The following is a 13,579-nucleotide window of genomic DNA, read 5'->3' on the forward strand; positions in this document are numbered from 1 at the left end:
TTTTATCTTTCATAAAGTCACAACAACTATTCCATTTTGTCAAACACCCGCTTCGCCAAAATATAAAAAACTTCTGCCACCAAACTGAAATCAGCATCTTGTCCCATCTGACGCAAACGCTCGATTTTTTCATTCTCCTCCCGCACTACACTTACCCGTAGACGTGCCCGTTCCTCCTCCAACCGTTTATAATCTTCCTTGGGCAACATCATCGCTCCCACTGCATCGCCATACAAGCAAATAGCATCCCACCAAGACAACAACACATCACGATCTCCGCCACGGATGTATCCCAATGCCTCCGTAACCAAACGACCGGCAAGTTCCCCACACGCCTCATCTCCGGCAAAATAGTAACAGTCACATAATATCCGGCAAATATTCGGTGTCCGACAAGGCAACGAGAGTTTGCCGTCCCCCCGTGCCGACAGTATCCGATACGCCGCGTCCAAACCGTTTTTCAAGTAATTCAAGTCCGAGTACAACTGGTAGACATCCATCTTGTCCGCCGCGTAACCGGCACGGGTATCCACGGGAATATCCTTGTTCAACTGACTCGGGTACAGGTGAACAATTGATTTCGCCCGCTCGTGGATAGCACCGGAACTTCCGAAATCAGATTCTAACCACGGGTACACCCGTACCATCGAGTACATCGTCAGGTAACCGTGTAATAAGCCCGACAAACACGCGGGGGGACACGAACGCAAATCAAAATTGTCTAGTTGCTTGTACAACTCGTGAAATAAACCTTTTTCCATCTCTATTTCTTGATTCACGATTTCGGGTTCATGATTGCAAGCACTCGTGTTGACTCTCTTTCAATCATAAATCGCAAATCGTAATTCATAAATTAATTCACTCTATCTTTTCAAGGAAAGAGCCCGGGATATAAGACGTGGCGATCGATGCAACACCATCCAAGCGGATGACTACCCGCTTGTGGCCCCGCAAACGCACCAGTTCTCCCGTCAGTCCCTGCAAGGGCCCCTTGATAACCCGAACCTGATCACCTCGCTTGAGATCTTTATTCAACACCTCGATACCATCAGGCGAGAAATCTAGCAGGAACATGAAATCTTCCATCTGCTTATCGGGAACGATCAAGGAATGGCGACCTTCCACGTCTTTCAAGTAAACGATATTCAGGGAATACTCGTTAATCAAAGAAAAACTCGTCGTCTTATCCGCGTGAATAAAAATCATCCCGTGAATCAAAAGTACCTGAATCATTTTTCGACCCAACGGGGTATCACGAACTTGCTCCTCGCGCGGGAGAAAATTCTCGATTCCCAATTCGTCCAACTTTTTCTTGATTAAGAATTCTTGGTTCACTCGCGTGTAAGCGACATACCAATGCATTTTCTTCTCCTCAGCCATGTACTTGTTTTATTCTATCAGCCGACTGGATGCGCTTCGCGCACTAACCCTATTACCGGTCCTGATTTATTGCCATGTGTTTCATGCGCCCCACTTAAACAGTGCTATGTATTATGGATGCACGAAAGCTGTTTCGATAAACGATAATTCATATCAATAAACCATCGTTTAATGACATTAACAATATTTGCTCACTAACAAAATTCACAAAAACATAATCACTTAATTACGAGAAATAAAAAAATGTCATTGGATATATTTGCGGAAAATAAAAATGGTGTATATTTGCAGCGCATTAAACGATGGTTTATTGACACACAATAACAAATTACTAATCAACGTATAACATCTTTTTTTCTCTCTTTCGGTTCAATATCAATTTACCGAAAACCCACGGTAATCCTAGGGCTATACTACCTTAACTTGCTTACAAGTCACTTGTATCACACTTATTTCACCCCTGCCTAATGACGGTGTAAGAAGTGTAAAAGGAATTTGTAACAGAGGAGAGGTAGTATAACCCTAGGATTACCGTGGATTCCGGGTAGAACTAAACCGGACGGATAAACTTAGAAATAGAACCCCAGATTAAAATAAAATTCGAGTTTCTTGTTCCAATCCGAAAGACTAAACATCAAATCAATAGGCCCCAAGTAAGAGTCACGGGAATAACCGACACCTCCACCCCAGATACCTTTACGCCCGAAGATATCAAAAAAACTATCATCTTGCATGGCATAATTCCCGACTAAAGAAAAATAGTGTTTTCTTCCCGCGCGTTGTCGCAACTCCAACCGCCCGACAAGTAAAGAATTTTCAAAAACTCCCACGTGATTGATCCCGAGAAAAGGAATTTGTTGTGCGGCATAACGCCCGAAAACCGTTCCCCCCATACAATTCAAGTATGAATACGCCGGGTTGTTCCCGATCAACACACGCCCATAGACGGCGGGCAGCATTTTCAAACGATCGGAAACCGCAATCACCGGGGTAAAATTCAAGGATAGTGCGGAAAAAGGAGCTCCCCCGTCATACGTTCCCATATTATCGGTATAAATCGAGTAAGAAGCTAAAAAAGAGATCCCCCGATTCGGATAGAAACGGCGGTCGTAAGTATCTAACTGAGCCAACCCGTAATAACTGAAAAAACCTTCCGGACGAACGTCTATAATCTCTTCCTCGTTGGCAAAAAGCAATGAATTATAATCGAAATACTCGTAACGCAAGCCCACCTGAAACTTAAAATTGCGAAAATAAAGACTGGACAACCCCAATTCCCCGAAATGATAACGGTAAGTTACATTATTCATCTTTTCCCCCTTGTGATAATAATTCACGTCATTATAACGGAACATATAAGCCAGATTAAACCGACGCAAGAAAGTATTTTCCAACGAGTATTCTATTTTCACGTAAGGATTCTGGCTCAATCGCCCCGTCAAGGCTACCTGTGAACCTCTCAAAGCCTTATAATTCAAGGTCGTGTTCAAAAGAATTGCCGCCATCTCCTCCGTGTCGAAACGGAAACCGACATTCACGGCACTCATGGGTTGAGCCTGTAATTCCAGCACCAGATCGTAAGGTGGTTTCCCTAACAAACGGTAACTCACGGCAGAAAAAGCCTTTGTCCCGTACAACATCGCCACCTCCCGGTGTATATCGGCAAGCGTCACCGCACTATTCTCCCGCAACCGCATTTTCCGGCGTACCCATCCTTCCTGCTTGGTCGTGAGTCCCTCGACGCGTATATCCCGGATATCAAACTCTTCCGGCAGGTACACGGCTGGTTGATCGGCTACTTTTTCATTCTGCCCTCCTATCAATTCTTTCACTCGCATGATTTCACCCCAATCCTGCAATGCCGCCACCTTACCCCTTGTCAACAAAGAGTCGATCGCGCGGGCACTAAAACTCGCGGCAGAATATCCTTTCACGTTCGGACGGATAACCAAGTCGGCAAGTTTCACGTTTTCCTCGTGTTTATTCATACAAAGCAAATTGATAATCTGCGGTATCACCCCGGAAACCGATTCCAGCTTATCCTCCGCCATCAAATCCGCTTGTACATCCACGCCGATCACGATTTCCGCCCCAAGGGCCCGTGCCACGTCTGTCGGGAAATTATTCAACACGCCCCCGTCTACCAGTACCTGATCACCCGCCATTACCGGCGTAAACGCTCCCGGGATAGCCATACTTGCCCGCATCGCCCGCACCAGATTTCCATCGGTCATCACGACCTCCTGCCGATTCAGCACGTCAGCAGCCACGCAAGCGAAGGGAATGGGCAATTTCAAAAAATCCAACGAATCATGATGCCCGATAGTCAGGTCTGTAAAAAGATTATACACGTTTTGTCCCCTGATAAACCCTACCGGACGACGTCTTCCCCGTTCGAAGGGGAAGGACAACACGTATTTCGCATCGTACTCTTTCTCGCTGAACGACAAATCGTAACGATTCACCTTATCGCTTAAAAGGAACATCCAATCCTGCGCCCGCACAAGGCTATCCAATTGATCGGCCGTGTATCCGATGGCATACAACCCTCCCACGATAGACCCCATACTCGTTCCCACTATCACATCCACGGGTATGCCCACCTTTTCCAACACTTGCAATACCCCGATATGTGCAACACCCTTCGCTCCCCCGCCACTCAACACCAATCCCACCTTCTTCCGCTGGGCAGACACGTTGACCGCCAAACCGAGAAAAAGGACGAAGATGATTGAATAGCGTAATCTTTTCATTTCTTTATTTTTAAATTCTCAATCCAATCACCAATCTCTTTCAACGCCACGGGTGAAAAAGTTTGAGAGCAGTTTTCTCTATTATCAATATTAAACAAAACATCAAAGCAATTTCTTCAACTCATCTATATCAGGCAAAGCCTTACGCAATTTTTCAGGCATATCAGCAGAAGTATTATACGTGGCTACACCCATGGGTTTATCGTAATCTTGAATAACATATTCCACAAACTCTTTATTGGCATGTTTACAAAGAACAATACCAATAGAAGGATTTTCGTGTGGCTTTCGCACTTTATCATCTAATATACGGAGATATGTACTTAATTGTCCCAAATAGGTCGGTTTGAATTTACCTGTTTTCAATTCGACAACAACAAGTGCATTTAGTTCACGATTGAAAAATATAAGATCCGGAAAAAATTCTTCACCATAGACCTCAAGATGATACTGATTACCGACAAAAGCAAAATCTTGTCCAAAAGTCATGATGAATTTCTTAATATCATGGATAATCTTTTGCTCTACCACCCGTTCATCAATATCTGCAATGTCCCGTGTCCCCAATTCCTCCACGTTAATAAAATCAAGCATATACTCATCCTTAAAAGCATTGATGGCTCGAAATGCCAACTCCGATGATGTCAACTTTTGCAAAAAATTATTCGGTATTCGCGATTGATGGTGATAATCATCATTGCCAATAGCCTTTTTCAGACCATCTACAGATAAATGATAAATCGCACACTCATGAATATAGAAATATCGTTCTTTGAGTTCTTTGACCTTTGACAATATTGTATAATGATGAGTAAATGGTACTCGGAGAAAGTCTTCTAACGGAAAGTCTTCACAATTCGTTTCTCGCAAGGAACGAATTGCTATAGAATCCGTTTCATCAGTTGAAAGACTTTCATTAACCAGTTGTAAATCGTTCATTGCAATGAACGATTTATCTTCAAGCATATTCCACTCTTCATAAAATATGCGCATCTTCTTCATGTGTGCTTCAGAGAATCCTCGCAATCCGGGCATATCACGACGAAGTTTTTCGCTAATATAAGTCAATGCACTTGTACCCCAATAATTATCGCGTGAATGTGTCGAGATATAACGCCCAATTCCAAAGTATAGAGCCAATTGCTCGCTATTCACTTTTTGTACAGCCTGATATTGACTTTGCAGTATTGCCGTTTTAATAACTTCTGCCGCTCGATTATATTGATTCGTCAATGATATACTTTCTTTCATTATATACCTTTATCTTCTAAAACCGTTTTAACTTGATTTTGTTGTACAAATATAGTAAATTAAATGTCAGTCCCCAGCAGGATGTCTGTTTATTACTCGTTTACAAAATATGAAACTTCAACCCGAATGAGAGGCTCAGAATATCGACCATCTTCACGTATTGATTCGTGAACTTCGAGATCAAGTACAGGTCACAAGTACTCAACTCGTAATATACCGTGATTCGACGGAAAGGGAAATTCTCTTTCATGTTCAGCGCAATACGTTGTCCCAGAAAAGCGTGGAAACGAACACGAGTCGAAAATTTGTAATAGTTATTCGGGTACTTCTCCGGTTCTTTCACCCAGAAATCACTTGCCAGCACGGTATTCACAAACAATCCCGTTTCAAGCGGCTCCAGCACCCAATTTTTCCCCAAAGAAACTTCCCAAGGCACATAATTTTGTTTCAACGTGAGCGTTACCTTGGTTTTATTAGATGAAAACCCCGGTACAAAACCAAACATAAACTCGGTTTCCCATTGCCGTTGCCGACCGTAGTCCCACCCCATACCTGCCGAGAGTAACCCGATCGAGCCGGCAAATTGCAAGTTTTGATACTTCGGGATCAAACTATTCCATTGATTTTGGTAACGTTCCAGTTTTCTTTTATGCCGTTCTGCACGTCTTTCCTCCCGATCATCCTTCTCGTCCCCCATCGCCCACGTGGTAAACGAAAGCAACACGGCCATAATTCCCGCTTTAATAATAGACCACTTCATACTCGTACCCCTCCGGTGTTAAAGTAAATAACAGATAATTTTTATCTTTCATACAACTACAACCTATATAAGGAATCCCGTCGTCAAAATGCTCCTCGTGGCGCAAACGATGACTATGGGCATGCATACAAAACTCCATACCCGGAAATGTTTTCAACATCGTGTGAAATACGAACCCCACGTTATTATTAAACTCGATATCCCCGGGTGGCACGTGCATAACCGGAATTGTCCGGGAAATACCGACGGTATCCTGCAATTCCGAATAGATAAACGAAAAATCGGGCACCGGATGAGAATAATCGAACTCCAGCGCGTTCGTGTTCACGCAAAGAAAAAGATTTTCGCCCGCACGAAAAGAAAAGTTCTCTTCCCCGAACACGTCAACAAACACATCCATCCCGTTCCCCAGTATATCGTGATTACCGAGCAAAGCCACGTAAGGTACACGTAACTTACCCATGATATCCCGTATCCACAGGAATTCTTTTGTCAACCCGAAGTCCGAGATATCCCCGCCGTGAATCACGAAATCCACGTCATCTCTTTTGTTCATGTGTTTCACGAAAGCCTCCGTCTCGTCATACCAGCGTTGAGTATCTCCCATGAGTACAAACCGTACCGTATCCTTATCGCGACACGCTTCCTCGATCAACGGGATATTCTTCTTGTTAATATCCAATTTCCCCGATAAACGGACATCATAAGGATGATACTCTATCAAATCACAACCGGCTATAAACATAGCCATCCAAAATAAAAAAATCCATTTTCTCATATCCAACACTTTTTTCCCAAATAATGCAAAAAGCAGACCAAACAGTATAAACGTTGAAATAAAAAAATATGCCCTAAACAGACACAGATATCAAAAATTATTTTATCTTTGTTTAGAAACTCGTGCAGGTAGTTCTTTTCCATGTGATGTGTATTGCTTTTTCATAACTAAGATGAATAAAATTCAAATAAAAAGATAGCGCACGATAATCGTCCGCTGAACAAAAGAACGCTATACGCGAGTCAGACGGGGGCTGTTGGCACAGTCCCCGTTATTCGTGAAATTTACATATCTTATCCTATTAACGGACAAACCGTAGCCCTGACATACCCGATTAAATCTTCCGGTTTTAAACGAATTTGCAAACCCCGCACTCCGGCGCTGATGAAAATATATTCAAATTGCAGACATGAATCGTGAATAAACGTGGGAAAAGCTTTCTTCATCCCGATAGGAGAACAACCGCCCCGGATATATCCGGTCACGGGAAGTAATTCTTTCATAGGGATCAAATCGGCCTTCTTATTCCCGGATGCTTTCGCCGCCAACTTCAAATCGACCTCATGATCTCCGGGAATCACGCAAACGAAGTGACCGTTCCGATCACCATGCAGCACGAGGGTTTTAAACACTTGTTCGATATTCTCTTCCAATTGCGCCGCCACGTGTGTCGCGGCCAAATCATGCTCGTCTACCTCATAGGGAATCAACTCGTAGGCGATTTTTGCCTTATCCAACAACCTTGCCGCGTTAGTCTTGTTTACCTTCTCTTTCATAATCCCTTATTTTGCGGGAACAAAAATACACAAATTTCATCGAAACATACTTGAAAGCAAAGCAAAAAGGAAGAAGAACGACCATGTTGACACTCGCAATAAACCAACGTTTTTTGATTGCGCAAATATACTCTTTTTTCACCAAAATTCGGCCGGATAGTTGTATTTTTAATTCTTTCATACTCAACCATCAAGGTACGAAAACAGTCTTTTCCTTGATACGCAAAATTTTAAGATGATTAAACGTTCATTTAAAAATTTGCCTATGAACATCGAGAAACACCCCGTCATTCTTATCGCGGAAGATAATGAAAGTAACTTTTTTCTCTTGCAGGAGATACTAAAAAAGCAGTACCGGATCATTCACGCGAAAAATGGTGTAGAGGTGGTTCAAATGTATCGAAACGAACACCCCGATGCCATACTCATGGACATCCGAATGCCTGAAATGGACGGTCTGGAAGCAACTCGCGCCATACGCGAATCGGATCAGGATATTCCTATTATAGCCGTCAGTGCCGATGCATACGAAGACGACAAACAAGCCGCTTATCAATGCGGTTGCAACGCGTACATCATGAAACCAATTAATTTCAGAGAATTAAAAGAGACATTACTTCTCCTGCTCACCCCTCATCCTCATTTCTGACCTCATCTTTTCACGGGCACCCATCGCACTGCATCGGCGAATATAAGCTGCACGGCATCCCCTTCCCACCCGTAGTCTTCCGTTTTCTCCCAACTTAACGAATCCCCTCCCCGGTCACTTAGCAAAACACTGTATTCCCCTGCATTAAAATCAAATTTACCCAAAGAGATCCATCCGGCGTCCTCGTTATCCAGTATAACTTCCACGTCTGTCATTCCCTCGTTGGAACCGATCCGGTAAAAAAGCCGGGCACCCTTTATAAACGTACCGCGAGCGGGTGTCACTTGGATATTCGGCACATACACCAAAACATCGTACACCCCGGGAGCATCAATTTTCACTCTCCATTCCACTTCCGATTTTCCCGTTCCGGCTATTTTATAATAAGCACTTTTCACGATATCGCCATAACACTCGGAACTGGTCACGCGAGTCCAACGTTCGTGATCATAGATATATTCATACTTTTTATGCTCTGTTTTTTCAGAGAAATAAGCTGCCAACTTCTCCCTCTTCTTCTTCTCGTGAATAATCACGTTATCGTCATCGACAACCAAACCCGATTCTTTCCTTAAAAACACGGTACTGTCAGTATCCCAAATACCGGTACGCCCGTTTTTTGTTTTCTCCAACCGGTTTTCACCAAACTCCATAAGCTTATTCCCGGGAATATTCTGACAAAGATTCATATCCAAGAAAAAATAATCGTCACTTCCGAGCACAATTCGTATCTCTTTACAGCCGCGCGCCGGAACAAGGAAACTATGTTTTCCGGAAGAACTCCCTCCCTCTCCGGAAGTCCCCCTCTCGAGAATAGTGACAGTCCCATCCATCGGCGAAGGATTATACACTTTACAACTTGCTATCTTTTGCGCGTATTTCTCTTCCTCGAACAATTCCACTTTCATATCCCTTACATAAAAAACAGGCAGCATTTTCCCCTCGTAATACTTATCCAGAATATCACGGACATCTATCCCAAAACGAGCCTCGAACGCCTGTACAAACACGTCCAGCTCTATCCCGGCAAAAGCGTGTCGCTTCTTGAAATCTTTCGCGAAATCCACCAATTCCGACCTCCCCACGAGAGCCCGTAAATGACTCTCAATCTGAGCATATTTTCTATCCAACAATATACGCAGGTTATTCAATTTAATATCTTTATCCTCCAAAGCTTCCCGCAACGACTTGCCATCCCAATAATCCACCACTTCTTCATACTCCATATCTTCCGAGAAATAAATCATCGGACCGCGATACATCTCCTCTGCCGCCAGCAAATGATTAATGATACCCCCGACGCCCGGGTATTTGTCCGATGCCACGATTCCCCCGAAATCTTCAAACATGGCAACACAATTGAACGCCCCATCCTGAAGATTCAAAACCAAAATATTCCGTAAAGCGTCACTTTCCAATTCAAAACGCGTACGTTCATCATTTTCCCATGGCCAATACTGTACACGAAAATAATAAGCACTATACATTTTTTCCGGAACAAATATCATCTCCGGCAGAATAAACTCGCTTCCCACGCTCCCTTTTCGTTGATAGGGAATAAAATTCACGGGTATTTCCACCACGGCAAAACGCCGGTACGGGTAATCGCCTCCCTTGTATTCCCAAACCTGACTTATAGGTTCTTGCAAAAGTATTTTCACGGAATCTGCACTCACCGTATAATCTCGTTCAAAAAAATCATGCCCCGGAAAATGATAAATCTCCATTTCCAAAGAATCCAAAACAATACTCTTTTTCTCGTAATGCCCCAAGCTCAAACTTAAACGGGGCAAAGGGTTACGGTTTTCAAAACTAACCACGTTCTCTTTCACATTCATATTTCCCTGAGAAATCGCCGTTCTTTCTCCCACGTTCTCGACATGCAACGTATAACGGGTAAAATCATATCGACAAGTCAAAGGAGATAATATATTTACCGTGGGCACACTCACCGGATACCATAAACACTCGGGCACAAGAAATGTATAATCATCACCCACGCGGGCATAACACCATCCGTGACGAAAAAATTGATGAGGACGTCGGGAAAAAAGGACTAAATGCGTATCATGGAACTCTTTATCCGTGAAATCGGGATAACAGACCGCTTCATCAATAAGTCCTTCGTACTCCATGCGAAGATTCAGTTCCTCCCCGGAATCCAATTCCCGATCCACGATAACGACCTGCCCCTCACGCGTGAAAGGTAGGGTATTTCCCTCCCGATCCCTCAAACTTGTCACCTGCAAACCGGGATTCAGGTATAGTATCGGATTCTTCAACCGGTTCGTGCGCTCGTTCTCAAGCACCAGTTCACTTGTCACGTACATCCTTTCCCCTGCTTGACGGAAACGGATATCATGAGTTTTCACGTGCACGTTATCCACTCCCGCGTACTTTTGAAATACTCCCCGGTACATTTCTCTCCGTGCATTTATCCCTTGAAACTTCCCGACATACAAAAATCCGTCAAAAACTCCCGCCAGAATAAAAACAATCCCGATTCCCCGAATGATTCGAATCACCCTGCTCCGATCCGACAATCGCTTCATCATTCCCACGGCTAACAGGATGAACCCGATACCGGACAACATGAAAATCCCTCTCTGCAATACCGTCCATGCCGGTTTTGCCAACCCCGTCACATCCGAGAACAAAAGCGGCAAAGCCCGTCCCCACGGGTCAAACACCCCCCATAAAATCTCCCCTGTCCCGAAATAAAACGCCCCCAACAAAGCAAATAAAATAAGAATTGCCAAAGCATGATTCTTTATTTGATTGACAATAATTAATCCCAAGCCCAACACGAAAATCAACGAGGGAATCGTCAACACGACCATATAAATCAAATAAATTCCCGGCTGAAAAGTCCCCGGCTCCCCAAACAACAAATGTACCCCCATCCCACACGCCATCGTCAACACGTTCATCAACAAACACACCTCCAGTATCCCCAACACCTTTCCGGTCTGGTATATCGTATTCGTCACGGGACGGCTTAAAAACACCACGTTCGTTTCCAAACGTCGATCCCTCCTGACAAAATCCACCCCGACAAAGATGACCATGATTCCCTGCACCAGACTATATAACCACGCGTTCAAATAAGGAATATAGGAAGGCAAAGCGACCTCCGCCCAAGAACTAATTCCCCATCTTCCCCCTCCTTGCCATAACCATTGAAACCCGGTAATACCGACTAACACACAAATCATGAAAATCCAGAATAACTTCCCGCGTGCTATCAGTCTCCGCTCGTAACGAGCTATCAGGCGAATATTGTCAAATGTCTTTCTCATTTTAATACCAATTACATACCCATCCCTTCACAAAGGTAGTTTTTAAAACTAAAAGATAAAAGCTAAAAACTAAAAGTTACGTATATTATAACTTCTAGTTTTTAGCTTTCAGAATCCGGTTCATTCGTAAAATAAACCTGTAACTCGCCGCAGGCGAATGTAACCTGCAACCTGTAACTCGCCTCCGGCGATTTATCTCTGCAACGGGAATTTCAATACCGGTTCTTTCTCTTTCTTCGGTTCAGACTTGTTGATCTCCACGTCTTCAATCAAAATAGAAGCCGGGTAAATCAACGAAGACAACACCTGACGGTTCAAAATATAATTGGACACATTTTCCTTGCTGGAAATATCCAATACCCGTTTGATTTTCGACAGATTAATCGCGGAAACATCACCGAAACGAACCTGCGTTTCGCTACCGTCTTTCACGTCTACCTTGTAAATCCGGGAAGCTGTTCCTGCCATACTACGCACGATATAGGCATAATCCAATCCCTCGTCCTTGGCTGCCTTAATCAAGGCCTTTTTCATCTTATCCTGCTTCGTACCTTTATCCACCTCGATATGAATTGTTCCCGGTGCCGTCACGTAAACAATGTCCTGTCCCGTCATCACGAATCTGGAACTACCCGTGGAATGAGGAGTCTTCAATGAAGGTACTCTCCCGTTCAACATCTGGCGTAAAATACCTTTATCCACCAGCGTCATCTCCTTTGCCGGAACAACACCTTCCGCGTCAATCTCGTAAGCTCCCAATAACGGTACCCCGTTATATTTATCCAACGTGCTGTAATTCTTTACCGTCAAACGGTTATCCATGATCTTTCTTCCGATACGTCCGTCCAAAGTCTTGGCTGCACCTCCACGACCGCCTTCAGGTTTCCGGTAAGCGAACAATCCGCCTTGATTCAACAAGTTGTTCGTGAAAATAGCTGAACTGGCACCATCCTCGAAAAGCACCGGACCGGAATAAAACTCTTCCACCTCGGGAGCATCTTTCAATTTAATCAGATTCTCGGCAAAAGCTTTTACGTTTTTCTTCAGCTCTTCCAGTGAAGGCATATCCTGCGGACGAGCCACCAACACGGAATAGACATCTCCGATTTTCACGCCGTCCGCCGTGTTCACGAATCCCTGCGCATAGAAATTAACGTAAGAAACCGGTTGCTTCATGGTTACCCCTTCGCTGGTTTGCTTGTACACTTCCATATCCAGACCGCTGATACCCACGGATGAATTGTAAATATCCTTGTAACCCTTGAAGATTGCGGAAAGTTCGCGAATCGCGTTTTCCCACTCTTTCATGTTAATATCATAGGGCTTGCTCTCCACTATTTTCGTGATCGGCTCTGCCTTTACCAAATCAGGTAAAGCAGCCTCTTCCGGTGTTTGCGGGTTAGCTTTCAAGGCAGCCTCTTTAGCCGCAGATTCCTGTAATGCCCATTTATAAGCGGCATCCGTCACCAACCAGTAGTTCTGACGAATCATATCATAATCCGCCTCGGCAGGCATACCTATTTTCAAGAATTGACCGATGTAACGGGAATCACTCGTGTTGTCATAATTTCCCAACAGCAATTGCGAAGAACCGATACCCATCCAAGGTAATTCCATTGAACTCGTGATAGCCCCCAACACTCCCGATACCTCGAATTGACGATATCTTCCTAGAGAATAGGACAAATAAAACGGCTTATCCATTCCCGGCAAAGCCAAATTTTCCTTATTTCTCTGCAACTCATCCTGCATGGCTTTAAAAATCACCTGATCTTGCTCGCTTTGTGCGACAACCGGACCGAGCAGCAGGAAAAACAATAATAGTGATAATATATATTTCATCGTATTAATTTTAGATTTAATGATTTTAGATTTTAGATTTCCCCGCTCATGCCAACACTCCTTTTAACTCTAAATTCTAAACGTCAAATTT

General features: G+C 43.8%; 10 protein-coding genes. 1 reads left to right on the top strand and 9 read right to left on the bottom strand.

Annotation, left to right across the window (positions count from 1 at the left end):
- Nucleotides 1-26: 26 nt before the first annotated feature.
- The 7 genes from CS948_RS17920 to ybaK all read right to left on the bottom strand — a co-directional run bounded on the left by CS948_RS17920 (nucleotide 27) and on the right by ybaK (nucleotide 7,698).
- Nucleotides 27-761 carry a hypothetical protein gene (locus tag CS948_RS17920; protein WP_099293307.1) on the bottom strand — a complete coding sequence of 245 codons (735 nt, stop codon included), beginning with the start codon at nucleotides 759-761 and terminating at the stop codon, nucleotides 27-29.
- Nucleotides 762-858: 97 nt separating this feature from the next.
- Nucleotides 859-1,380: a UpxY family transcription antiterminator gene (locus CS948_RS17925; protein ID WP_099293309.1), complete on the bottom strand. Its 522-nt coding sequence runs from the start codon at nucleotides 1,378-1,380 to the stop codon at nucleotides 859-861.
- A 569-nt stretch (nucleotides 1,381-1,949) separates the two neighbouring features.
- Nucleotides 1,950-4,133 carry a patatin-like phospholipase family protein gene (locus CS948_RS17930; RefSeq protein WP_099293311.1) on the bottom strand — a complete coding sequence of 728 codons (2,184 nt, stop codon included), beginning with the start codon at nucleotides 4,131-4,133 and terminating at the stop codon, nucleotides 1,950-1,952.
- Between the two features lie 102 nt (nucleotides 4,134-4,235).
- Nucleotides 4,236-5,384, bottom strand: a complete 1,149-nt coding sequence (locus CS948_RS17935) for a YhcG family protein (protein WP_099293313.1) — start codon at nucleotides 5,382-5,384, stop codon at nucleotides 4,236-4,238.
- A gap of 100 nt (nucleotides 5,385-5,484) precedes the next feature.
- Nucleotides 5,485-6,144, bottom strand: a complete 660-nt coding sequence (locus tag CS948_RS17940) for a hypothetical protein (RefSeq protein ID WP_099293315.1) — start codon at nucleotides 6,142-6,144, stop codon at nucleotides 5,485-5,487.
- On the bottom strand, nucleotides 6,125-6,922 hold the full coding sequence (locus CS948_RS17945) for a metallophosphoesterase (RefSeq protein WP_099293317.1): 798 nt from the start codon (nucleotides 6,920-6,922) through the stop codon (nucleotides 6,125-6,127). Before CS948_RS17945 ends, CS948_RS17940 begins: the two co-directional genes overlap by 20 nt.
- Before the next feature lie 293 nt (nucleotides 6,923-7,215).
- On the bottom strand, nucleotides 7,216-7,698 hold the full coding sequence (gene ybaK / locus CS948_RS17950) for a Cys-tRNA(Pro) deacylase (protein WP_099293319.1): 483 nt from the start codon (nucleotides 7,696-7,698) through the stop codon (nucleotides 7,216-7,218).
- Nucleotides 7,699-7,963: 265 nt separating this feature from the next.
- On the opposite strand from ybaK, the gene CS948_RS17960 reads away from it, so the two are divergent.
- Complete coding sequence (locus tag CS948_RS17960) at nucleotides 7,964-8,347, top strand: response regulator (protein ID WP_099293323.1); 384 nt, start codon at nucleotides 7,964-7,966, stop codon at nucleotides 8,345-8,347.
- Between the two features lie 2 nt (nucleotides 8,348-8,349).
- On the opposite strand, the gene CS948_RS17965 is transcribed toward CS948_RS17960, so the two are convergent.
- A complete protein-coding gene (locus CS948_RS17965) occupies nucleotides 8,350-11,646 on the bottom strand; it encodes a hypothetical protein (protein ID WP_099293325.1) in 3,297 nt (1,098 codons plus the stop codon).
- A 192-nt stretch (nucleotides 11,647-11,838) separates the two neighbouring features.
- Entirely contained in the window at nucleotides 11,839-13,488 is a 1,650-nt protein-coding gene (locus CS948_RS17970; protein ID WP_227217807.1) for a metallopeptidase TldD-related protein, read from the bottom strand.
- Between the last annotated feature and the right edge of the window lie 91 nt (nucleotides 13,489-13,579).

The organism is Butyricimonas sp. Marseille-P3923, assembly GCF_900184685.1.
In the GTDB taxonomy this organism is placed as follows: domain Bacteria; phylum Bacteroidota; class Bacteroidia; order Bacteroidales; family Marinifilaceae; genus Butyricimonas; species Butyricimonas muris.